Here is a 21,035-nt window from a genome sequence, read left to right as displayed (position 1 = left end):
CCGACCGGATGCGGCCCGTCAGCCAGGAAGGACACGTCGACAGCATGACCGCGCACACCCCTCCCCGTCGCCCACCTCCCCCCGCAGGCGGCAGTGATTTCGCCCGCCTGTCCAAGAAGATAGCCGAGGCCGGCCTGATGAACCGGCGCCCCGGCTACTACATGGTCCGGTCCATCGCCGTGGCCGTCGCCTACGCCGGGGGCTGGGGGGCGTTCGTCGTCATCGGCGCCGGCTGGTGGACCCTGGCGGTCGCCGCGTTCCTCGCCATGATGTTCGGCCAGGTGGCTCTGCTCGCCCACGACATCGCGCACCGCCAGGTCTTCCGCCGGCGCCGGCCCAGCGAGACGGCCGGCCGCATCGCCGGGGCCGCGATCGGGATGGGCTACGGATGGTGGCAGGACAAACACACCCGCCACCACGCCAACCCCAACCACGAGGACCTCGACCCCGACATCGCCCCGGACCTGCTGGTGTGGTCCCAGGACCAGGCCCGCGCCGCGACCGGACTACCGAGGCTCCTCGGCCGCTGGCAGGCGTTCCTCTTCTTCCCCCTGCTCCTGCTCGAAGGGGCCAACCTGCACGTCTCCAGCGCGCGGGCACTGTCCAACCGCGCCCTGAAGAACCGCGCCCTGGACGGCACGCTGCTCTACGGGCACACCGCCGCCTACCTGACCGCAGTGTTCCTCGTCCTCCCGCCCGGCATGGCGATCGCGTTCCTGGCCGTCAACCAGGGCCTGTTCGGCCTCTACCTCGGCTGCCTCTTCGCCCCCAACCACAAAGGCATGCCGATCCTCACCGGCAACGACCGCCCCGACTTCCTGCGCCGACAAGTCCTCACCGCACGCAACGTACGCGGCAGCTGGTTCACCGACCTCGCCCTGGGCGGCCTGAACCACCAGATCGAACACCACCTGTTCCCCAGCATGCCCAGCCCCAACCTGCGCAAGGCCCGGCCCGTCGTCCGCCACTACTGCCAGGACCTGGGAGTCGACTACCTGGAAACCGGACTGATCGCCTCCTACCGGCAAGCACTCGCCAGTCTCCACCGAGCAGGAGCGCCACTGCGGCGAGCCCGTATCGGCAGCGCCCCAGCATGACGCACCGGCGCCGGCGGCGTACTCCAGAGCCCTGTCCCGGTGCCCGGCTGCAGTGGTCCGGTGAAACGCAATTGCCGGAACAGCCCCGTCGGCTTCCCGGCGGGGCTGCGCCGCCTCACGGCTCCCCTTGAGGTGGCTGCTAACGCCGTCGCGCGAGCGCGGCCACCAGACGGTCCAGCAGGGCCGGTGCGGAACCGGTGGGAGCGAGCGTGAGGCGAAGGACGGGGCGAGCCCGCCTTCGGGTGAAGCCGGGCGGGAGATGGTCGCAGTCATGACGCGAACCCTGCCTCGGGCCGACCGGAAGCGGCCCGGCGTATTGGATCACCGAGAACTACACAGACATGAAGGCCGGTGTTCGAAGGGTCCTCGGTAACTCCAGCGTACTTCTGGGCAGTACGACTCAGTGGTCTGCGTCGTAAGTCTTTCGGGGGTTGACTTCGCGGCTGGGCGTCGGCGGGCTTATGGCCAGGTGACGGGGCGGATCTGGCATGCGATGCCGAGGGCATTCTCGGGTGCCGATGGGAATGCCGGCGTACAGGAGGCGTCTGATCGGGGGAGGCTGGCTCGCCCGGGCCCGCCTTGTCCCGGGCGCGCCTGGGGCCGAGGCGGCGGAGGGATGTGGCGTCAGGAGTCAGGCGACGGGCTGTGCTTCGAGGAATGCGAGGGCTCTGGCCACGAACTCGTTGTGGAACTGGAAGATCCCGCCGTGTCCGGCGTCCGGGTAGAGGGGGACGAGTTCGCTCCGGGGCAGGCGTGCGGCGAGGTCGAGGGTGTTCTCGCTCGGCACCATCCGGTCGCTCTCGCCGTTGGCCACCAGGACTGGCTGGTGGATGCGCGACAGGTCCGCGGGCGCCTGCAGGCCCCATCGGTGGATGGCCTTGAGCTGGGCGCGGAACGACGTCAGCGAGATGGCCCTGTCGCGGTCGCTGGTGCGTTCCTTCAGCCGTTTGAGGAAGGCGCGTGCTTCGCGTCGGCCGTGTTCGGTGTCGGTGAAGAAGAGGAACTGCTTGGGGTCCTTGCGGGTCAGGAAGCCCTTCAGGATGTCCCGGAGGGTCAGTGCGGTGACCTTGTCGATGCCCGGGCCTCCGGCGGGGCCGGTGCCCGCGAGGACGACCCTGCGCACCAGCTGCGGTTCCTCGGCTGCGATGACCTGGGCGATGAAGCCGCCCATCGACAGGCCGAGCAGGTCGACCTGCTCGAAGCCCAGGGCTCGGATGAACAGCACTGCGTCGCGGGCCATCGCTTCGATGGTGTCGGGGGTGGAGCCGCCCGACGCGCCGACTCCGCGGTTGTCGAAGACGATCACCTGGCGCCGGGCGGCGAGTCCGTCGACGACGCGGGGGTCCCAGTTGTCCAGGACAGCGGTCAGGTGGTGGAGCAGGATCAGTGGTACGCCGTCTCCTTCCGAGCCGAGCTGGCGGTAGACGAAGTCGACGCCGCGCACGGACACCGAACGGGTCGGTGCATCTTTGTACGTCGACGGGGCGGGCCTGGGGGTGGGGGACCTGCGCGGTGCGCTCATGATCGGTTCCTGGGGTGTGGAGGGTAGGGGTGGTGGGGTGTGGGATCCTCTCGCCGCCCGGGGCCTGGCGGTGGAGCGGCGGGGGCTGGTGCTCACACCGTCGCGATGACGACCTTGCCGGCCTTGGCGCGTCCCTTCTCGGCGTACTCCATGGCTTCGCGGCCCTGCTCGAAGGGGAAGACACAGTCGACGACGGGGCGGATCTTCCCGGCGTCGACGAGCCGGGTGATCTCGCGCAGCTGCTCGCCGTCGGCCTTCATGAACAGGAAGGAGTACGTCACGCCCTGGCGCTTGGCGTGGCGCCGGGTCGTGAAGCTCAGCGCGTTCATCGCCTGGCGCAGGACCGGGTTCGCGCCCAGCTCGCGGGCGAAGTCCGCGTCGGGGGGCCCGGCGATGCTGATGACCTTCCCACCGGGCTTGAGGATGCGCAGGGACTTCTCCAGGGTCTTGCCGCCGAGGGTGTCCAGAACGACGTCGTAGCCGTCCAGGACGTCCTCGAAGTCCTGGGTGCGGTAGTCGATGACGACGTCCGCGCCGAGCTCCTTGGACAGGGCGGTATTGGCCGCGCTCGCGGTAGTGGCCACGTGTGCGCCCAGGTGCCTGGCCAGTTGGAGGGCGATGGTGCCCACCCCGCCGGAGCCCGCGTGGATGAGGACCTTCTGGCCCGGCCGGACCCGTGCCTTCTCGACCAGCGCCTGCCATGAGGTGAGGGCGACCAGGGGAAGGGAGGCGGCCTCCGCCATGGTGAGGGTGGCCGGCTTGTGGGCCAGGTCGTCCTGGTGGACGGCGATGAGTTCGGCGAAGGTGCCGATGCGGTCCTTGTCGGGCCGCGCGTAGACCTCGTCGCCCACCGCGAAGCGGGTGACGGCCGAGCCGACCTTGACCACCACTCCAGCGAGATCGTTGCCCAGGATGAGAGGCAGGCGGTACGGGAGGATCCGCTTGAAGGCACCGTCGCGGATCTTGAAGTCCAGCGGGTTGACGCTCGCCGCGTGGATCTTGACCAGCACGTCGTCGGCGCCCGGCTTCGGATCGGGCAGCTCGGCGGCGCGCACCGCGGACTGGTCACCGTACTTCTCGATCAGGTACGCCTTCATCATCATCTCCGTTTTCCGCCCGCAGGGGGACGGGGTCTCCGCTCGCTCCAGGCTTGCCCCGGTACGAGGTACTTTCTTGTCTGCACTGCTGGTTCAGAGGGCTCCGCGCCGATGCGGCGGGGGCGCCTCACCCCGCATTCGGCGCGGCGGCCAGGCCCTGCTTCACGTGCCGGGTGACGTCGTCGGCGAGGACCTCGGGCAGGCCCGTCTCGATGCCTGACAGAGCCTGGGCGGCGACCTCGGCCGGGTCGGCCTTCTGCTCGGCGGGAACGCTGGCGGCCATGTCGGTGTCCATGTATCCGACGTGCAGCGCCGTCACGGCGATGCCGCGGGGCACCAGCTCCTCCCGGACCGCACCGGTCAGCGCCCAGGCGGCGGCCTTCGCCGCGGCGTAGGAGCCGAGGCCGGCCGGGTGCAGCCAGGACAGGACGGACAGCACGTTGAGCACGGCGCCGCCACCGTTGGACTCGATGACCGGGGCGAAGGCCCGGGTCACGGCGAGCGGGCCGAAGAAGTTCACCTCCATCTCCAGGCGCACCGCTTCCAAGCCGCCCGCGATCAGCGGCGTGCCGGTGGAGATGCCGGCGTTGTTCACCAGCAGCGTCGCGTCAGAGGCGGTGCGGGCCGCCTCCCGGATCGACTCCGCGTCCGTCAGGTCGAGCCGCAGCGGGACGGCCCCGGGCAGGTCCACCGTCTCGGGGCGGCGGGCCGCCGCGTACACCTTGGCCCCGCGCGCCATGAGCTGGGCGGCCAGATGCCGCCCGAGCCCCCGGTTGGCGCCGGTGACCACCGCGACCGCGTCCTTCAGTTCCATGAGCACTCCCAGCGTTGAGCACGGCGACGACCGCACGATAGATTGCATCCGTCATCTAAATCTCAGCCTAGAATAGATTTCGCTCGACATCCAACTGGGAGGGGTGACCGATGGGCCGCGTATCGCAGGCACAGGCACAGGAGAACCGCCGACGGGTCGTGGAGACCGCCTCTCGGCTGCTTCGGGAAGAGGGCACCCGCCTGAGCGTCGCCGACCTCATGAAGTCGGCCGGCCTGACCCACGGCGGCTTCTACAAGCAGTTCGCCTCCAAGGAGGCCCTCATCGACGAAGCCACCGCCCACGCGTTCGCCGAACTCGCCCAGCACCACAAGGACGGGCTCGATCAGTACGCCGGGCAGCGCGACGCCGCCCAGCGGGCGCTGATCGACGCCTACCTCTCCGTCGAACACCGCGACAGCCCGGCTGACGGCTGCCCCGCCGCCGCACTCGCCACCGACATGGCCCGCGACGGCGGAGAGACCGAGGCCCACCGCGTCTACAGCCAGGGGGTGGGCGACTTCGCCGACTTCCTCGCCACCGAGGACCAGGACGGCATCACCCGGCTGTGCACCATGCTCGGCGCACTCGTCCTGTCCCGAGCCACCCACGGCACCCCGCTCTCCGACGAGATCCTCACCGCCGCACGCACGGCACTGATCGGCACCAACTGACCACAGAGACGGTGCAGGGCGGCACGCCGCAGGAAGGGCGCGCTTCTTTGCACCCCGTCGCCATCCACTTCTCGTGCACGGCTCTCACGCGTTGCATCGCACCGCCGCATGCCCGATCGTCCTGACGGCCTCCGAGCGTGAGCGGCTGAAGAAGATGGCCTACGGCCACAAGACAGAGCACCGGCTGCGCCAGCGCGCCCAGGTCGTCTTGTACGCGGCTCGGGGCCGCTCCAACGCGCGCATCGCCCGCGAGACCGGGCTGCAGGTGGAGACCGTCCGCACCTGGCGCGACCGTTTCGCCGGGAACCGGCTGCCCGCCCTGTCCGACCGCAAGCGTTCCGGGCGTCCCGCTTCCTTCGCCCCGTTACAGAGGGCCAAGGTCAAGGCGCTGGCCTGTCAACTGCCCGCGGAGAGCGGCACGCCACTGTCCCGCCGGTCGGCCTCGGAGCTGGCCCGCGAGGTCATCGCCCGCGCCATCGTCGACACAATCTCCGCTTCCACAGTGCGACGCTGGCTCGTCCAGGACGCGATCAAACCCTGGCAACACCGGTCCTGGATCTTCATCAGCGACCCCGGCTTCCGGCTCAAGGCAGCCCGTGTCCTTGCCCTGTACACCCGCGCCTGGGACGGCGAGCCGCTCGGCGCGGACGAGTATGTGATCAGCACGGACGAGAAGACCTCCATCCAGGCCCGCTGCCGCTGTCACCCCACCCCTCGCCCCCGGGCAGGCCAGGGCGGTGCGGGTCAACCACACCTACGGGCGCGGCGGAGCACTGGCCTACCTGGCCGCCTACGACGTCCACCAGGCGAAGGTGTTCGGCCGCTGCGAGCCGACCACCGGCATCGGCCCGTTCATGAACCTGGTCACCCAGGTCATGAGCCGAGAACCCTACGCCAGCGCGAAACGCGTGTTCTGGATCGTCGACAACGGCTCCTCCCACCGCGGCAAGGCCGCAACAGCCCGGCTGACCACTGGGTTCTCGAACGCGGTACTGGTCCACACCCCCGTGCGCGCCTCTTGGCTGAACCAAGTCGAGGTCTATTTCTCCGCCGTACAGCGCAAGGCCTTCTCGCCCAACGACTTCACCGACCTTTGCCAAGTCGGGAACCGGCTCCGAGCCTTCGAAGACCGCTACAACGCCACGGCGCAGCCGTTCCAGTGAAAGTTCACCACCTCCGACCTGGACGATCTGCTGGCCAGGCTCGACCGACACGCCGCCGATCGCCCAGAAGAATGCTTGCCCCGACTCGCCGCATGATCAACCCCCGAAGGACTTACGACGAAGACTACTCAGACCGGTCGAGACGAGCCCGTTCCCTGCCGCTCGGGCATAGCGTTGATGCAGGTCGTACCGATCGTTGTCAACTCCGCAGTCGTCGATCCGCTGGTGTGTCGGCCTGCCAACGCGTCCGCGGTTTCCGGCGAGGGTTTGCATGGCTGGAAAGGCGGCATGGTGGAGGACATGGGAGATGAGGGGCGGTGCCGGTCGGTGGCCGAGCCGGATTTCTGGCGGCGAGTCGTCCGACGGCTGGGCACAGCTCTCATCGTGGTGGACCCCACTGGACGGATTCTCGCGGCCAACCCGGCTGCCGAGCGCCTGCTGGGCCGTGCCGCCGCCGCCATGCGGGGCGAGGACGCACACGACCTGCTGCACCGGGACGCGGCCGGCGGCCCGGTGCCCCGGGAGCAGTGCCCGCTACTGCGGTCCCTGGCCGAGAGAGCCGAGGCACGGGGGGAGGGTGAGATCTGTCTGCGCGGTGACGGCCGTCTGACCGCGATCTCCTGGTCCGCTTCCCCTCTGAGGGACGACAGCGCCTTCCAGGGCATGGCCGTGCTGTTGACCGACGCCGCCGGCGACCGCAGCACGCGCCGGGAGCGTGCGGCCTACACGCGGGCTCTGGAGGACCGCACCGAGCGGCTGACGCTGGTGGCGGAGATCACCGACGTGCTGGGTCAGACACTCGAGATCGACGAGGCCCTCGCCCGGCTGGGCCGCCTGCTGGTTCCCCGCCTGGCCGACTGGGCGGCGGTGGACCTGCGGGTCGGTACCGGACAGGTCCACCGTGTGGCGGTGACGGGCCCGGGGGGCCGACACGCCGCGCAGGAGGACTGGCGCGAGCGCCTGCCCCAGACGGAGGTGGGAAGAGCCCACTCTCCGCTCGTCCAGGTGTTGAACGGCGGTGATCCCGTCCTGCAGCGCGAAGCAGACGTCGCCGAGCCGGCCGGCTCTGCCCTGGCCGCCGTCCACAGCGGCTTCCTGCGGGCGGTGGGCGCGACATCCGCCATCACCGTGCCGCTGGGCTCCGCCCGTCAGGTCGCCGGCGCCCTGACGCTGGTGCGCACCGACCCGGAGTCCCCCTTCGACACCGACGATCTGAAAGTGGTGGGCGACATCGGCCGCCGGGTCGGCCTGGTCATCGACAACGCCCGCCGGTTCGGCCGCCAGCGCGCCGTCGCCGAGGCCATGCAGCGCAACCTGCTCGCCCCGCTGCCCCGGCTCGGCCGCCTGCAACTGGCCGCCCGCTACCAGCCCGCCCCGGCCGGCTCCCAGGTCGGTGGCGACTGGTACGACGCCTTCGAGCTGAAGAACGGCACGCTCGCGCTGGTCATCGGCGACGTCGTGGGTCACGATCTCACCGCCGCGGCCGGCATGGCACAACTGCACGGCATCCTGCGGTCACTGGCCTGGGACCGCCCCGGCCCACCCGGTGCTGTCGTGGACCGCCTCGACGACGCCCTGCCCGCCATCACCACCGTCCCCATGGCCACCCTCGTCCTCGCCCTGCTCGAAGGCAGCCCGCACACCGGCCCATGGACGCTGCGGTGGACCAGCGCCGGGCATCCGCCGCCCCTCCTGCTGGCCCAGGACGGACAGGCGCAGTACCTCGAAGCCGGGCAGGGGCTCCTCCTTGGCGCCGGTTCGAGCACCGTCGGCAGCCGACCGAACGCCGCGCAGTCGCTGCCGCCGGGTTCCACCCTGCTGCTCTACACCGACGGCCTGATCGAAATCCCCGGCAGCGACCTCGACACCGGCCTCACCCGTCTGCGCCACCACGCCCTCGCCCTCGCCCACGAACCGCTCGACACCCTGTGCGATCAGCTACTCGGCCGCATGCCACCCGGCAACACCGACGACGTGGCCCTGCTCGCCCTGCGGATGCCGTCCTGAACCATGACGTGTGTGCAACTGCAGGCGTGGACATCATCTTGCGGAGCGGTCGCGGAGCGTTACCCCCCTGGTCGATGACGAGGAGACGGGTTCGCGTGAGACCCGCACGCCTGCCCCTCTTGGTGGAAGGGATCTGGTGTGACGTGGACGCGACCGCTTCCAGAACGTCGGCCGCACGACCACGCACCGAGTTCACCGACGCTCGGTTGGTCGCGTGGGCGCGGTTCGCGATCCGCCCGGCCTCGGAGAGACATGCCGTGCCGTAGACACTCCTCAAAGGTCGATGAGTTTGCAGAAGCGAAGAGTGCCTCCCGCTTGGGCGCGGAGAGTCCCTGGGTGACAGGCTGTGCCTCGGCCGTCAGAGCGGCGGCGTCGCCCCCTCCTTGCTTCGGGTGCTCAGGAGGGGAGAAGCCGGGCACAACGGTGACCTCGACGGACGTTGCACGCACCTGTTTGAGAAACCCCGTCGGACCGCACCGGCGAGGCTTCTCGTCGAACACCGCTATCACACACCTGTCACCGACTGCGTCGACTCACGCGGACCAAAACGCTCTGACCTGGAATTGTGCGGTCACCTTGGACTGACCTGGACGCCGACAGACGGTCTCTACAACCTGTGCCATGTGGTGCCCAGTGAGGGACCCAGGATCAGGACGGGAGCCTCTTCTGGCCCGTCAAAGCGGTATTGCAGGGTGTTCGACGGTGTCTCACTCACGCCCCAGACCTTCTCACGTCTCGCAAAATCTCACACAGCCGGGGGAAGCCGACGGCTCGATGCATCCGTGGCTCGACTCGTCGGGCACTGCGGAGGTCCTCGTCGACCGACGGTGATTGTCCGTACGACGGCAGGGAACCCGGGGCCCCGTGGCGGAGCGACCGCGGATCCTGCTGACGGGGTGGTTCGGCTTCCTGGACGGGGAGGCCACCGCCGGCGACGTACTGGCGCTGAACCGGGTGCAGGAGGCTCTGCGACGGGCCGGACTGGACCACGACGTGGCCTGGAGCCCCGGCTTCCGGCCCCGCGGACCGCATCTGGCGAAGATCCGCCCCGAGGACTACTCCCACCTGGTGTTCGTCTGCGGTCCCCTGCACGGTCCGCAGGTCGAGGAACTGCACCGGCGGTTCGCGCACTGCGTGCGGATCGCCGTGGGCACCTCCGTCGTCGACCCCGGCAGCCCCGCCGTCACCGGGTTCCACCGTGTGCTGGCGCGGGACGCTCCCGGTGCGGAGCCGACGCCTGACCTGGCGGCCGGCGCGCCCGCACTCCCCGCCTGTCCCGTGGTCGGGGTCATCCTCACCCACGGCCAGCAGGAGTACGGGGCACGTCGGCGCCATGCGCGGGTCGCCGACGAGGTGACACGCTGGCTGTCCGGCCTGGACTGTGCGCGTCTGGAGCTGGAGACCCGGCTCGACGTGCGCGACTGGCGGATGTGTGCGACGCCCGCCCAGTTGGAGTCGGTGCTCTCGCGGCTCGACCTGGTCGTCACCGACCGGCTGCACGGGATGGTGCTCGCCCTGCGTGCCGGGGTTCCCGCGCTGGCCGTCGACCCGGTCGAGGGCGGCGCGAAGGTGACAGCGCAGGCACGCGCCTGCGGCTGGCCCGCACTGGTCCCCGCCGAGCGGCTCGAGGCATCCGTGCTGGACCAGTGGTGGCAATGGTGTGCGGCCGCGGGCCGCGGGCGCGCCCGGGAGATCGGTGCCCGGTTCCGCCGAGGTGTGACCGTGGACGGCGCGGAGGATCTTGTCCAGGCCCTTCGGCCGGGCCCCACCGGTTAGCCGGTGACCGAAAGCGCCCTGCGCCGCGAGCGTGCCGTCTGAAGCCGCCCGTTGCATTCCCCTGAGCGCGGCCGCCCAGACCCGCTCAGCCTATGTACCGGCGGGCGGTCGACCGGCGCTGGGCGGCCTCCAGGAGTCGCAGCCGGGACTCGACCTCCGCGGGCAGCACCCGCCGTTCGCGCAGTACCCACGGCAGTGCGGCCGCGGCCTCTGCGAAGGCGTGCAGGGATGCGGTGTCCCGCGGGACGGTGCGGGCCAGGTGCAGTGTGCGACGCAAGGCCCGGCCGACCGGGCGGCGGAGCCAGGTGAACCACAGCGTGTTGCGGATGCCGTGGGCGCGGCGCAGCCTGGCGTCCCGGGCCACCGAGGGCTGGTGGTGGACCGTCAGGTGGTCGGCGTATGTCAGCCACCAGCCGTCGGCGGCGAGGTCCGCGGCGAGCAGCTCCTCCTCGCCGCCGAGCCACAGCCTGGGATTGAAGCCGCCGGCGGCACGGAAGGCGTCGGCGCGCAGTACGGTCGCGGCGGCGAGGAAGGATCCGAGAGCCGGTCCTGGAAGCCACGCCGGCCCCGGGATGGGCGAGTTGCGCAGTTCGGTGACGATCGGGTCTTCCATGCCGCCGGGTTCGACGACGATGCGTACCGTGACGGCGCCGACCGCGGGGTGCCCGTCGAGCAGGTCGGCGGCCCCGGGCAGGGAGCCGGGAGCCCACCAGGAGTCGTCGTCGCAGAAGGCCGCGTAGGGCGTGCGCACATGACGCATGGCCAGGTTGCGGCCGACGGCGCCGAGGTTGCGGCCGGGGCGGAGCAGCAGTACCTCGGGGTGGTGGCGGGTGACGGCTTCGGCGGTGCCGTCGGTGGAGCCGTTGTCGGTGACGATCACCCGGGGTCGCTCCGGCAGTTCGGCCAGGTGACCGAGGGTGCGCAGCAGTTCGCGGCGGCGGTTGTGGGTGATGACGAGGACGGTCGTGCGGGGATCGGTCATGCCGTTGCTCCGATGGCCGCGGCCGCGGAGTCCAGCTTGCAGGCGGCATGTTCGACATCCGGGGGCAGCGGCCGACGCGCGCCCAGCGCGGCGGGCAGGCGGGCGAGGGCCTCGCGCAGGGACTGGCGGGCGTCGGGATCGCTCCGGGCGTCGGTGGCCAGTTCCACGGTACGGGCGAGCGCGTGGGGAAGGGGGCGGCGCAGCCATGCGGTGAGCAGGGCGTTGCGGCGGACGGTGGCCGAGCGGCCGTTGCGGGGCGACGGTGCCGGGTGGTGGTGGGCGACCACGTCGGGGCAGTGGGTGACGCCCCAGCCGCGGGCGGCGAGGTCGTAGGCGAGCAGGGTCTCCTCGCCGCCGAAGAACAGCACCGGGTGGAAGCCGCCCACGTCCAGGTAGGCGCTGCGGCGGACGACGGAGGCGCAGGCGAGGAAGCCGAGGACCTGGACGCCGGGCAGGTCGGGCGCCGGGCCCAGCGGTGACGCGGCGAGCACGTCGTTGAGCGGGTCGGGCTCGGCGGCCGGGCCGACCAGCGTGCGCGCGGAGATCAGGCCGAGTCGCGGGTGGGCGTCGAGCAGGTCGGCCGCGCGGCTCAGGGCGCCCGGCGCCCACCAGGAGTCGTCGTCGCTGAAAGCCACGTACGGGGTGTCCAGGGCGCGCACGCCGTCCGTGCGCGCGAGGGCCCCTCGGTTGGCCGGCAGGCTCACCACGCGGACCTGCGGGAAGTCGCGGGCGAGCATGTCGCGGGTGCCGTCGGTGGAGGCGTTGTCGGCGACCACGACGGGGGGCTGCTCGGGTAGGTCGAGCAGACGCCGGAGGGTGCGGGCGAGGGTGGGCGCGCGGTCGCGGGTGGCGATGACGACACCGACGGAGGCTTGTTTCATGACGCCTCGGGGAGTCGGTCGAGGGCGTCCAGGACGTCCTCGGGGCGGATGCGGAGGAGGACCGGGTCGGTGCGGCGCCCGTGCGGGTCGCCGGCCGGCCCCCGGCGCCACAGGACCTGGTGGCGCGGATGCGCGGGCGGGCCCCAGCGGCTGGGCGGCACCGGGCCGAACAGGGTGACGGAAGGGGTGGCGTGGGCGACGGCGAGGTGGGCGATGCCGGTGTCGCCGCTGACGACGGCGCGGGCGTCGGCGACGAGGGCGGAGAGCCGTCCGAAGGGGAGGCCGCCGCCGAACACGTCGGTGTCGGGCAGACGGGCCTCCTTGACCAGCCGCGCCACGAGGTCCTCCTCGGCCGGTCCTCCGGTGACCACGACCCGGTGGCCGCGCTCGCGGAGGGCGGTGGCCACGGTGGCGTACCGGTCGACGGGCCAGCAGCGTGAGGGCGCTCCGGCGCCGGGGTGCAGGACGATCGCGCCGAGGGCCGGGGACGGGTCCGCCGGGCGCGGCAGCCGCAGGTCGCTCGCGTCGGCGCGGATGCCGTACGCCTCCAGGAAGCGGCACCAGCGGTCCCGTTCGTGTTCCTCGGCGTACCAGGGCGGTCCGTCGATCTCGGGTGTGCCGGGGTGCGCGAAGGCCAGGAGCCGGCGCGGGTGCAGGGACTGCAGGAGCCGGTGGCTGGGCGGGCCGTTGCCGTGCAGGTCGACGGCGACGTCGGGCGGCGGGCCGGTCCAGTCCAGGCGGCGCGGTACGGCCCGGCCGGGAGCGGAGGCGGTCAGCAGCCGGTCGACCGCTCCCGTGGCCGCGGCCACCGGGGCGAGTTCCTCCGGCGCGGCGAGCACCAGTTCGTGGTCCGGGAAGCCCCGGCGCAGCGCGCGCAGGGCGGGTACTCCGGCCAGGAAGTCGCCCAGGCCCAGGGCACGCAGGACCAGCAGACGCGGACGTGTCGTCATCGGGCACCTTCCCCCACCCATGCCATGCCGTGCTTGCGGCGGCTCAAGCGCTCCTCTTCGGCCGCCGCTGCCGTGCGGCCGTCGACGACGAGGGCGGCGGCCGGGTCGTGGAACAGGGCATTGAGGCCAGGGATGCGCATGGAAGGTCGCTCCGTCCCACAGGCTGCTGTCGTTCCTGCCTGGCTCTGCGAGTGCCAGTACTGCGGTTGTCTCAAACGCTTGGAGACAGCTCAGCCCGATCGCCGGCCGCCTTCACCCTGAGCGCCTTGACCATCACTGTCGGCCACCTGCGCTCCGTACTGACCGGCGGCTCGCTTGATCAGCCCCGGATACACCGAACGGCCCACAACGGGGCCGTTCGGCAGGTGTCGCGTGTCGTGTGGTGCTCAGGGGTGATCGGGCTGCTGCGCCGGAGGCACTCCGCCGCCTTCTCCGCCACCCTTGTCACCTTTGTCCGTGCCGTGCGGGTGACCGCTCGCCCCGCCGCCTGCCTGGCCTGCCTTCAGCCGGCGGCTGTCTTCGGGGGTGGCGGCGCCCTTGTCGTCGCGCCGTATTTCAGGCTGCTGCGGGTTGGGCATGCGCCGTGCCTCCTCCTGCTGGTGGTTCTTGCTCCGGGCGCCACCCGGGTTCCCAGGCGATCCCGGGTGATGCGTGGCGCCGGCGGACGTGGTACGTGGTAGCCGCGGGACGGGCGTCGGCGGGTACCGTCAGGGCATGAGTCATCCGCACCCCGCGCTGAAAGCCGCCCCGCCTCTTCCCGAAGGAGGCCTGCGGGTCACCGCCCTGGGCGGCCTGGGCGAGATCGGCCGCAACATGACCGTCTTCGAGCACGCCGGCAAGCTGCTCATCGTCGACTGCGGCGTGCTGTTCCCCGAGGAGACCCAGCCCGGCGTGGACGTGATCCTGCCGGACTTCACCTCGATCCGGGACCGGCTGGACGACATCGTGGCCGTGGTGCTCACCCACGGCCACGAGGACCACATCGGCGGTGTGCCCTACCTGCTGCGCGAGCGGTCCGACATTCCCGTCGTCGGCTCCAAGCTGACGCTGGCGTTCCTGGAGGCCAAGCTCAAGGAGCACGGCATTCGGCCTCGCACGGTGCGGGTGCGGGAGGGCGACCGGCGTGGCTTCGGGCCCTTCGACTGCGAGTTCGTGGCGGTCAACCACTCCATCCCCGACAGCCTCGCGGTCGCGATCCGCACCCGGGCCGGGATGGTGCTGCACACCGGCGACTTCAAGATGGACCAGTTCCCTCTCGACGACCGCATCACCGATCTGCGTGCCTTCGCCCGCCTCGGCGAGGAGGGCGTGGACCTGTTCCTCACCGACTCCACCAACGCCGAAGTGCCCGGGTTCACCACCTCCGAGCTGGAGCTGAACCCGGCCATCGAGCAGGTGATGCGCACCGCGCCGCGCCGGGTCATCGTCTCCAGCTTCGCCAGCCACGTGCACCGCATCCAGCAGGTCCTGGACGCCGCCCACCAGCACGGCCGCAAGGTCGCCTTCGTCGGCCGGTCGATGGTGCGCAACATGGGCATCGCCCGTGACCTTGGCTATCTAAAGGTGCCCTCCGGTCTGGTCGTGAGCACGAAGGAACTGGAGAAACTCCCGGACCACAAGATCACCCTGGTGTGCACCGGCTCCCAGGGCGAACCGATGGCCGCGCTGTCCCGGATGGCCAACCGGGACCACGTGATCCGCATCGGCAAGGGGGACACCGTACTGCTCGCCAGCTCCCTCATCCCCGGCAACGAGAACGCCATCTACCGGGTGATCAACGGACTCACGCGGTGGGGCGCCCACGTGGTCCACAAGGGCAACGCCAAGGTGCACGTCTCCGGGCATGCGAGCGCCGGCGAACTCGTGTACTGCTACAACATCGTCAAACCCCGCAACGTCATGCCCGTGCACGGGGAATGGCGCCACCTGCGGGCCAACGCCGACCTCGCCATCCGTACCGGTGTCGACCCCGAGCGGGTCGTGATCGCCGAGGACGGCGTCGTCGTCGACCTCGTCGACGGGCGCGCGTCCATCACGGGCAAGGTCCCCGCCGGCAACGTCTATGTGGACGGCATGGAAGTCGGCGGCGCCACCGAGGCGTCACTCAAGGACCGCCTCACCCTCGCGGCCGAAGGCGTGGTCACGGTGGTGGCGATCGTCGACGCGGACACCGGCGCGCTCGCCGAGGCCCCCGACTTCCTGGCTCGGGGCTTCGTCCACGACGACACCACCTTCGAGGCGGTCGTCCCCGTCATCGAGAAGACCTTGGCGACCGCGGCCGAGGAAGGCGTCGGAGACGCGCGCCAGCTCGAACAGCTCATCGCCCGGGCCGTGGCGAACTGGGCGTTCCGCACCCACCGCCGCAAGCCCCTCATCATCCCCGTCATCATCGACGCCTGAGCCGCGGTCGCGCCGCGCCGCAACGGCAGGGCCGCGCAGCGATGGTCACCCTGCTGCCGTGGGGTTCGCTGATTCGGCGGCGCGGCGGTATTCGGCGTTGATGCGCTGGGCTTCCTCGAGCTGGTCTTCGAGGATGACGATCCGGCAGGCAGCCTCGATGGGGGTGCCCCGATCGACGAGTTCCCGGGCACGGGCGGCGATCCGCAGTTGGTAGCGGGAGTAGCGGCGGTGGCCGCCTTCGGAGCGCAGGGGGGTGATCAGGCGGGCTTCGCCGAGGGCGCGGAGGAAGGCAGGGGTGGTGCCGAGCATCTCGGCGGCCCGGCCCATCGTGTAGGCGGGGTAATCGTCGTCGTCGAGACGGCCGAACGTGTCGTCTGCTGTCATTGCACCTCTCTGTGGCACGCGTCGAGGGGCCCTGGCGCCGTCCCGGCACCAGGGCCCCGAAGGAACTACTACACCATCTGCCGGCCCTGACACTGCACCGGCCCTCTGTTTCCGCAGGCCCGACCGACACGCTGTCGGGGGCGCGGGGATCGCGGTTGCTTGACCGGAGACCACCTCACTATCGATGTCCTACGGTACCCAGGCCTCATGCGTCCGCCCGGGCGATCCTGATGGCGTTGGGCTCCTCCGTTCTTCCCTCTTGATCAACTACTCACTGGCGGAAACTGCGAACTGTCGGCGGCCCCTGATCACCGCGGGCCGCCCGGTGCGGCCGTCAGTCCCGTCGCCGTCCTGCAACCGCCTTGGCTTCGGAACTCCACCGCCGCACCGTCCTGCGAACTTCGTTACTGCTACCCGGCAGTTCACCTCTGCCGGGCCTCTCTCGATCTCGGCTACGAGAGAAACCATAACCACGTCACGACCCAAAGTCTACTGTTGCCGGTACAGATTTTCGCGTGACCGAAGATGAGGTAATCCGCCTCGACCGGTCCACAGGTGGTCACGGCCGTCCCGGCCACCGAGCGACGGTGACGGGAACCCGCTGCACGCGCTTGTGGGCCCGACCGGCGTACCGGTCGGGCCCACAACGCGTGTCAGATGCCGGTTCGTGCCTGTTCGCCCGATCAGACCGTCACGGGGGTGCCGAGCATCGCGGAGGCGTACTCCAGTGAGCCGGGGGTGCCCGAAGGCGCGGCTTCGGGGAGGACGCGGCAGGTGAACCCGAGCCGGGTCATGGCCCGGAGGACTTCGGTGGCGCTGAAGTCTCGGCGGTCCTGGCGGGTGACGACTTGGCCGACTTGCTTGACGGGGTAGTGGCGGCGGCCGATGATCACCGATTCTCCGGTGACGGGTTCGGGCTTGACGCCCTTCATCGATTCCAGCACTCCGTCCTTGGTGAGCTCGAAGGGGAAGCGGGCGATGACGCAGCGCATGTGGCCTCACAGGGAGAGGGAAGAACGGTCCGACCAGGGGCAGGCGATTCAGCGGGTGGCGAGGATGTCGCGCAGGCGGACGCGGTCCGTGCAGGCGCCGCTGTCGCGGACGGCGGTGAGCGCGGTGCGGGTCACCAGGCCGATCCGCTGCTCGTCCTGGTCGCAGACGACCAGTCGGCCCGTGCGTGCAGCGGCCATGACGGCCAGCGCCACCTCGACGCTCATGTCGTCACAGACCTGCGGTCCGGTCGCGTCCATGACCTCCACCGCCGTCCTGTGTACGGGGCAGGCGTCCGCCGGGCGGGGCTGCGTCTGAATCAGCGTCAAAATATGCCTCCTGAGGGATGGGTCGACTTTGTCGACCACGAAGGTTCTAGGCCACCGGATCAAGGGCGGGCCGGCCTGTGGGGGCGTGTCGGGTCGCTGAGGAAGGGCGGCGTCGGCCTCGGGAGGAGGCGCCGCGCTTGGGGCGTTCGGCCACCGGTGCGGTGATGACGACCGGGATGCCGGACGGGGCCTGAGCGCCGGTGATCCGGCTCAGTGCCTCGTCCCCCGAGCGGACCTGGGTGGTCTGCGGCCGGATTCCGGCGTCCGACATGAGGCGGACCATGCCGCGGCGCTGGTTCGGTGTGACGAGCGTGACGACACTGCCGGACTCGCCGGCGCGGGCGGTACGGCCGCTGCGGTGGAGGTAGTCCTTGTGGTCGGTCGGCGGATCGACGTTGACGACCAGGTCGAGGTTGTCGACGTGGATGCCGCGCGCCGCGACATTGGTCGCCACCAGCACGGTGACGTGCCCCGTCTTGAACTGCGCCAGCGTACGGGTGCGTTGCGGCTGCGACTTGCCGCCGTGCAGCGCGGCGGCGCGTACCCCGCTTTCGAGCAGGTCCCGGGTCAGCCGGTCGACGGCGTGCTTGGTGTCCAGGAACATGATCACGCGGCCGTCGCGGGCGGCGATCTCGGTAGTGGCGGCGTGCTTGTCGGCGCCATGGACGTGCAGGACGTGGTGCTCCATCGTCGTGACCGTGCCGGCCGACGGGTCGACCGAGTGCACGACGGGGTCGGTCAGGTAGCGGCGGACCAGCAGGTCGACGTTGCGGTCCAAGGTGGCGGAGAACAGCATCCGCTGCCCCTCCGGACGCACCTGGTCGAGCAGCGCGGTGACCTGCGGCATGAAACCCATGTCGGCCATCTGGTCGGCCTCGTCCAGTACCGTGATGCCCACGTGGTTCAGCCTGCAGTCTCCACGGTCGATGAGGTCCTTGAGCCGTCCGGGCGTCGCGACGACGACCTCGGCCCCGCCGCGCAGCGCGCCGGCCTGCCGGCCGATCGACATCCCGCCCACCACGGTGGCCAGCCGCAGCCGGACGGAACGGGCGTACGGCGTGAGCGCGTCGGTCACCTGCTGCGCCAGCTCACGCGTCGGCACGAGGATCAGCCCGAGGGGCCGGCGGGGTTCAGCACGCTGTCCGGCGGTACGGGCGAGCAGGGCGAGGCCGAAGGCGAGGGTCTTGCCGGAACCGGTGCGCCCGCGGCCCAGTACGTCACGGCCCGCCAGGGAGTTCGGCAGCGTCGCCCCCTGGATGGGGAAAGGCGCCGTCATACCTTGCTTGCCGAGTTCGGTCAGCAGGGGCTCGGGCATGTCGAGTTCGGCGAAGCCCTCGACGGGGGGCAGCGCGGGGGTGATCGTCCTGGGCAGCGCGAACTCACCCTGCACTGTGGCCGGCCGGCGGCCGGGGCCGCCGGAACGGCGCGGTGCCTGCGAGCCCGTGCGACTGCCGCCCTTTCCGGCGGCGGCTCCGCCGTGACGGGAGCGGTCGAAGCGATCGTTCGTACGTGTGCGGTTCATGCGGAACCTTCCTCGATGTGGCGCATATCAAGGAATTCCCGCAGCAATGAACAGCACGGAGAATCACGAGTATGGACCGTCGGCAAAAACAGAAAGGAGATGTGCGCAGCTGGGGCCCGCACCCCGAAGGATGCGGGCCCCAGCTGCAGAATGTGGGTCAGCGTCAGGCCGGAACGATGTTCTCGGCCGTCGGGCCCTTCTGGCCCTGCGCGATGTCGAAGTTCACCTTCTGGCCTTCGAGGAGCTCACGGAAGCCCTGCGCGGCGATGTTCGAGTAGTGGGCGAACACGTCGGCGCCGCCGCCCTCCTGCTCGATGAAGCCGAAGCCCTTTTCCGCGTTGAACCACTTGACGGTACCAGTAGCCATGTCATATCTCCTTCGGGGCAGTACATCGGGCTCCGCACAGCGCGGACGCCCTGTCGCCGCAATGATCACCCCGCCCGGAAACGACCGGAAATACAAAAGCGCCCCCAACGGACAGAACCGGGTGGGGCACTCGAAGTTTCGGGAACCACGACTGCAACCGAGATCGACGGTAGCACGCTGGAACGGCCTGTGCGCAGTACGAAATTCCGCTCCGCTCGGCGCGGCAAAAACTCTCACCGCGCGGTCCGCAAAAGCCTCACTTCGCAAGCACAGATTTCAACGGCGCACCGCGTCATTCCGGAGGAACGCGAAACTCGAATTCGGGACGGTCCCACAGCACGGCGGGCGGGTTCGCGAGCGCGGTCCCGGTCCGCACCGCACCGGCGCGGTGGTAGAAGCCCTCGGCGGGAGGGTGCGACACGACCTTGACACTGTCGAGCCCGGCGGCACGGGCCTCGGACTGCATGTGCGCGACGAGCAGCCGACCGACACCCCGTCCTTGCGCTTCGTCAGCGACGAACAGCAGGTCGAGCTCCGGTGGGGAGAGGACCAGCGAGTAGAACCCGAGGACCCGGCCTCCCTGCTCGTCGGCGGCGACGGCCACGAAGGCGCGGTGGGCCTCGATGTAATCAGGGCCGACCCGGTAGCCCGCGACTGCGGCCGCGTACTTGCCCTCGTAGGCGCTTGAACCACGCACGAGCCGCGTGAGCCGTTTGGCGTCCCGCGCGACGGCCCTCCGTATCGTGATCGAAGGGCCGATCGGGGAAGTGCGTGAACTCATCGAAAAAGTATCCCGCACCGGGGAGTGTCCTGGTCCCGACCTGGTCGGGGACGCGGAGGCGCTCCCGGCGGCCGGCCCGGCAGCGCCTGACCGCTCTACCGCGAGGCGGCCGGCTTCGTGATCGCATCCGCTATCCGCAGCGCCATCTGCACCTGGCTGGCGTCGCGGTGCGTCGGCGTCCACGAGTACACCGCGCTGCGCCTGAGGTCCCGCGTCGCCATCACGGCCGAGTTGTAGCCGTACCGCTCCCCTGTCTTACCCCACAGGGGCACGCCGTTGACCGTGACCGTCTGGAGGCCCACGCTGTAGCGGGCCGGGGAGCCGTCCACCATCCGCACTTCCGGCGCCGGCAACTCGAACATCCTGTCCAGCGTCGTCCTCGGCAGCACCTTGCCCGGTGTGAACAGGGCTGTGATGAAGCGGTTCAGATCGCGTGTCGTGGAGATGATCTCGCCCTCGCCCCACGCCTCGGACTGGTTGTACTCCGTCACGTCCTCCAGGGTGCCGTCCGACATCGCCAGGTAGCCGTGGACGTGCCGGCCGTGGATCTTCGGGTCGTTGCCCGGGAAGGACGTGTGACACAGGCCCAGTGGGCGCAGGATGCGGTCGCCGATCACCTTGCCGTACGGCTTGCCCGTCACCTTTTCGAGCAGCAGGGCCGCCAGGACGTAGTTCATGCCCCGGTACTCCTGCTTCGCGCCCGGCGTGAACTTCATCGGGGCGTCCTGGGGCAGAGTGGCCACCAGTTGCATCGGTGTCCACTGGTCGTAGCGGTGCGCGAGGATCTGCTCCGGGGTGTCGGTCCGCTGGGAGTCCGGGATGTGCTCGTCCGGCAACCCGCTGGTGTGGTTGAGGAGTTGGGAGACCTTGATCGGGGCGTAGCCTTCGGGAAGCAGGCCGGGCAGGTAGTCCTGAACCGGCTTGTCCAGGTCCAACCGGCCCTCCGCCGAGAGCTGCAGCACGGCCGTCGCCACGAAGACCTTCGTGATGCTGCCCGCCCGGAACGTGTCGTCCCCTCGGAGCGGTGCGTGCGTCCTTGAGTCCGCCACGCCTGCCGTGCCGTACCAATGTCCCGCCTTGCCGCTGACCAGCAGCTGAGCGGCCGTCGCCTGCGGGTGGTCCAGATCGGAGATGGCGGCGCGGAGTGCCGCCGTGTCGAGCGGCGGGAGCGTGGTGGACGCGGGCGAAGCCGCAGGCGACGGTGTGGCAGCCGTCGCGGCAGGGGTCGCGGCGGCCGTGAGGAGGGTGGCGGTCAGAGCCGCGCCCACGAGGGCCCGACGGGAGAGGAAGGTCGAAGTCATG

Annotated in this window: 21 protein-coding genes and 2 pseudogenes; 7 read left to right on the top strand and 16 right to left on the bottom strand. The window is 70.6% G+C overall.

The annotated features are described in order from the left end of the window. The first annotated feature begins 44 nt into the window (after positions 1-44). Complete coding sequence (locus tag ACFYXA_RS02315; protein ID WP_389027548.1) at positions 45-1,097, top strand: fatty acid desaturase family protein; 1,053 nt, start codon at positions 45-47, stop codon at positions 1,095-1,097. 631 nt (positions 1,098-1,728) lie between these two features. Here ACFYXA_RS02315 and ACFYXA_RS02310 read toward each other — a convergent pair. The 3 genes from ACFYXA_RS02310 to ACFYXA_RS02300 all read right to left on the bottom strand — a co-directional run bounded on the left by ACFYXA_RS02310 (position 1,729) and on the right by ACFYXA_RS02300 (position 4,530). Next, entirely contained in the window at positions 1,729-2,619 is an 891-nt protein-coding gene (locus tag ACFYXA_RS02310) for an alpha/beta fold hydrolase (protein WP_389027546.1), read from the bottom strand. A 92-nt stretch (positions 2,620-2,711) separates the two neighbouring features. Continuing rightward, positions 2,712-3,716 (bottom strand): NADP-dependent oxidoreductase, encoded by a 1,005-nt coding sequence (locus ACFYXA_RS02305; RefSeq protein WP_030645400.1) that lies wholly within the window; start codon positions 3,714-3,716, stop codon positions 2,712-2,714. A gap of 127 nt (positions 3,717-3,843) precedes the next feature. Further along, positions 3,844-4,530, bottom strand: a complete 687-nt coding sequence (locus tag ACFYXA_RS02300) for an SDR family oxidoreductase (RefSeq protein ID WP_030645402.1) — start codon at positions 4,528-4,530, stop codon at positions 3,844-3,846. 110 nt (positions 4,531-4,640) lie between these two features. Between ACFYXA_RS02300 and ACFYXA_RS02295 the strand changes: the two genes are divergently transcribed. The 4 genes and pseudogenes from ACFYXA_RS02295 to ACFYXA_RS02280 all read left to right on the top strand — a co-directional run bounded on the left by ACFYXA_RS02295 (position 4,641) and on the right by ACFYXA_RS02280 (position 8,371). Next, entirely contained in the window at positions 4,641-5,201 is a 561-nt protein-coding gene (locus ACFYXA_RS02295; RefSeq protein WP_352249449.1) for a TetR/AcrR family transcriptional regulator, read from the top strand. A gap of 154 nt (positions 5,202-5,355) precedes the next feature. Next, positions 5,356-5,658, top strand: a pseudogene (locus tag ACFYXA_RS02290) (helix-turn-helix domain-containing protein); the annotation flags it as partial. Positions 5,659-5,938: 280 nt separating this feature from the next. Continuing rightward, positions 5,939-6,364 (top strand): transposase, encoded by a 426-nt coding sequence (locus ACFYXA_RS02285; protein WP_389027544.1) that lies wholly within the window; start codon positions 5,939-5,941, stop codon positions 6,362-6,364. A 288-nt stretch (positions 6,365-6,652) separates the two neighbouring features. Next, positions 6,653-8,371, top strand: coding sequence for a SpoIIE family protein phosphatase (locus ACFYXA_RS02280; protein ID WP_389027542.1), 1,719 nt, complete (start codon positions 6,653-6,655; stop codon positions 8,369-8,371). A 616-nt stretch (positions 8,372-8,987) separates the two neighbouring features. Here ACFYXA_RS02280 and ACFYXA_RS02275 read toward each other — a convergent pair. Then, positions 8,988-9,086: pseudogene (locus ACFYXA_RS02275) on the bottom strand (3-oxoadipate enol-lactone hydrolase); the annotation flags it as partial. Between the two features lie 149 nt (positions 9,087-9,235). Here ACFYXA_RS02275 and ACFYXA_RS02270 point away from each other — a divergent pair. After that, entirely contained in the window at positions 9,236-10,147 is a 912-nt protein-coding gene (locus tag ACFYXA_RS02270) for a polysaccharide pyruvyl transferase family protein (protein WP_389027540.1), read from the top strand. Positions 10,148-10,232: 85 nt separating this feature from the next. On the opposite strand, the gene ACFYXA_RS02265 is transcribed toward ACFYXA_RS02270, so the two are convergent. The 5 genes from ACFYXA_RS02265 to ACFYXA_RS02245 all read right to left on the bottom strand — a co-directional run bounded on the left by ACFYXA_RS02265 (position 10,233) and on the right by ACFYXA_RS02245 (position 13,538). Further along, the gene (locus ACFYXA_RS02265) at positions 10,233-11,129 is read right to left on the bottom strand and encodes a glycosyltransferase family 2 protein (RefSeq protein WP_389027538.1); all 897 of its coding nucleotides are present in this window, start codon (positions 11,127-11,129) and stop codon (positions 10,233-10,235) included. Next, positions 11,126-12,010 carry a glycosyltransferase family 2 protein gene (locus ACFYXA_RS02260; protein WP_389027536.1) on the bottom strand — a complete coding sequence of 295 codons (885 nt, stop codon included), beginning with the start codon at positions 12,008-12,010 and terminating at the stop codon, positions 11,126-11,128. Before ACFYXA_RS02260 ends, ACFYXA_RS02265 begins: the two co-directional genes overlap by 4 nt. Next, a complete protein-coding gene (locus ACFYXA_RS02255; RefSeq protein ID WP_389027534.1) occupies positions 12,007-12,981 on the bottom strand; it encodes a glycosyltransferase family 9 protein in 975 nt (324 codons plus the stop codon). The genes ACFYXA_RS02260 and ACFYXA_RS02255 overlap by 4 nt, the downstream gene beginning before the upstream one ends. Further along, positions 12,957-13,100, bottom strand: coding sequence for a hypothetical protein (locus ACFYXA_RS02250; RefSeq protein ID WP_389029125.1), 144 nt, complete (start codon positions 13,098-13,100; stop codon positions 12,957-12,959). The genes ACFYXA_RS02255 and ACFYXA_RS02250 overlap by 25 nt, the downstream gene beginning before the upstream one ends. 246 nt (positions 13,101-13,346) lie before the next feature. Further along, positions 13,347-13,538, bottom strand: a complete 192-nt coding sequence (locus ACFYXA_RS02245) for a hypothetical protein (protein ID WP_352249437.1) — start codon at positions 13,536-13,538, stop codon at positions 13,347-13,349. A gap of 136 nt (positions 13,539-13,674) precedes the next feature. Between ACFYXA_RS02245 and ACFYXA_RS02240 the strand changes: the two genes are divergently transcribed. Further along, positions 13,675-15,360: a ribonuclease J gene (locus ACFYXA_RS02240; protein WP_389027532.1), complete on the top strand. Its 1,686-nt coding sequence runs from the start codon at positions 13,675-13,677 to the stop codon at positions 15,358-15,360. A 45-nt stretch (positions 15,361-15,405) separates the two neighbouring features. Here the strand turns inward: ACFYXA_RS02240 and ACFYXA_RS02235 are convergent, their stop codons facing one another. From ACFYXA_RS02235 to ACFYXA_RS02205, 7 genes are all read right to left on the bottom strand, one after another. After that, entirely contained in the window at positions 15,406-15,744 is a 339-nt protein-coding gene (locus tag ACFYXA_RS02235) for a helix-turn-helix domain-containing protein (RefSeq protein WP_352249433.1), read from the bottom strand. Positions 15,745-16,427: 683 nt separating this feature from the next. After that, entirely contained in the window at positions 16,428-16,736 is a 309-nt protein-coding gene (locus tag ACFYXA_RS02230; protein WP_389027530.1) for an SCO5918 family protein, read from the bottom strand. Positions 16,737-16,784: 48 nt separating this feature from the next. Beyond that, the gene (locus ACFYXA_RS02225) at positions 16,785-17,063 is read right to left on the bottom strand and encodes a CBS domain-containing protein (RefSeq protein ID WP_389027528.1); all 279 of its coding nucleotides are present in this window, start codon (positions 17,061-17,063) and stop codon (positions 16,785-16,787) included. Positions 17,064-17,109: 46 nt separating this feature from the next. Continuing rightward, the gene (locus ACFYXA_RS02220; RefSeq protein WP_389027526.1) at positions 17,110-18,585 is read right to left on the bottom strand and encodes a DEAD/DEAH box helicase; all 1,476 of its coding nucleotides are present in this window, start codon (positions 18,583-18,585) and stop codon (positions 17,110-17,112) included. A gap of 163 nt (positions 18,586-18,748) precedes the next feature. Further along, positions 18,749-18,952 (bottom strand): cold-shock protein, encoded by a 204-nt coding sequence (locus ACFYXA_RS02215; protein ID WP_037861485.1) that lies wholly within the window; start codon positions 18,950-18,952, stop codon positions 18,749-18,751. A 292-nt stretch (positions 18,953-19,244) separates the two neighbouring features. Then, positions 19,245-19,733 carry a GNAT family N-acetyltransferase gene (locus tag ACFYXA_RS02210; protein WP_352249425.1) on the bottom strand — a complete coding sequence of 163 codons (489 nt, stop codon included), beginning with the start codon at positions 19,731-19,733 and terminating at the stop codon, positions 19,245-19,247. Positions 19,734-19,828: 95 nt separating this feature from the next. Next, on the bottom strand, positions 19,829-21,034 hold the full coding sequence (locus ACFYXA_RS02205; protein ID WP_389027524.1) for a serine hydrolase domain-containing protein: 1,206 nt from the start codon (positions 21,032-21,034) through the stop codon (positions 19,829-19,831). Position 21,035 lies beyond the last annotated feature (1 nt).

The organism is Streptomyces sp. NPDC002566, from assembly GCF_042889585.1.
Lineage (GTDB): Bacteria > Actinomycetota > Actinomycetes > Streptomycetales > Streptomycetaceae > Streptomyces.
The sequence above is the reverse complement of the archived record's forward strand: the minus strand, read 5'-3'. Positions and strand labels throughout refer to the sequence as shown.

Bases quoted from the DNA above. Each gene is read 5' to 3' on its own strand.
- ACFYXA_RS02315 (WP_389027548.1), top strand. From the start codon at position 45: ATGACCGCGCACACCCCTCCCCGTCGCCCACCTCCCCCCGCAGGCGGC.
- ACFYXA_RS02310 (WP_389027546.1), bottom strand. From the start codon at position 2,619: ATGAGCGCACCGCGCAGGTCCCCCACCCCCAGGCCCGCCCCGTCGACG.
- ACFYXA_RS02305 (WP_030645400.1), bottom strand. From the start codon at position 3,716: ATGAAGGCGTACCTGATCGAGAAGTACGGTGACCAGTCCGCGGTGCGC.
- ACFYXA_RS02300 (WP_030645402.1), bottom strand. From the start codon at position 4,530: ATGGAACTGAAGGACGCGGTCGCGGTGGTCACCGGCGCCAACCGGGGG.
- ACFYXA_RS02295 (WP_352249449.1), top strand. From the start codon at position 4,641: ATGGGCCGCGTATCGCAGGCACAGGCACAGGAGAACCGCCGACGGGTC.
- ACFYXA_RS02280 (WP_389027542.1), top strand. From the start codon at position 6,653: ATGGTGGAGGACATGGGAGATGAGGGGCGGTGCCGGTCGGTGGCCGAG.
- ACFYXA_RS02265 (WP_389027538.1), bottom strand. From the start codon at position 11,129: ATGACCGATCCCCGCACGACCGTCCTCGTCATCACCCACAACCGCCGC.
- ACFYXA_RS02260 (WP_389027536.1), bottom strand. From the start codon at position 12,010: ATGAAACAAGCCTCCGTCGGTGTCGTCATCGCCACCCGCGACCGCGCG.
- ACFYXA_RS02255 (WP_389027534.1), bottom strand. From the start codon at position 12,981: ATGGGTGGGGGAAGGTGCCCGATGACGACACGTCCGCGTCTGCTGGTC.
- ACFYXA_RS02250 (WP_389029125.1), bottom strand. From the start codon at position 13,100: ATGCGCATCCCTGGCCTCAATGCCCTGTTCCACGACCCGGCCGCCGCC.
- ACFYXA_RS02245 (WP_352249437.1), bottom strand. From the start codon at position 13,538: ATGCCCAACCCGCAGCAGCCTGAAATACGGCGCGACGACAAGGGCGCC.
- ACFYXA_RS02240 (WP_389027532.1), top strand. From the start codon at position 13,675: ATGAGTCATCCGCACCCCGCGCTGAAAGCCGCCCCGCCTCTTCCCGAA.
- ACFYXA_RS02235 (WP_352249433.1), bottom strand. From the start codon at position 15,744: ATGACAGCAGACGACACGTTCGGCCGTCTCGACGACGACGATTACCCC.
- ACFYXA_RS02230 (WP_389027530.1), bottom strand. From the start codon at position 16,736: ATGCGCTGCGTCATCGCCCGCTTCCCCTTCGAGCTCACCAAGGACGGA.
- ACFYXA_RS02220 (WP_389027526.1), bottom strand. From the start codon at position 18,585: ATGAACCGCACACGTACGAACGATCGCTTCGACCGCTCCCGTCACGGC.
- ACFYXA_RS02215 (WP_037861485.1), bottom strand. From the start codon at position 18,952: ATGGCTACTGGTACCGTCAAGTGGTTCAACGCGGAAAAGGGCTTCGGC.
- ACFYXA_RS02210 (WP_352249425.1), bottom strand. From the start codon at position 19,733: ATGAGTTCACGCACTTCCCCGATCGGCCCTTCGATCACGATACGGAGG.
- ACFYXA_RS02205 (WP_389027524.1), bottom strand. From the start codon at position 21,034: ATGACTTCGACCTTCCTCTCCCGTCGGGCCCTCGTGGGCGCGGCTCTG.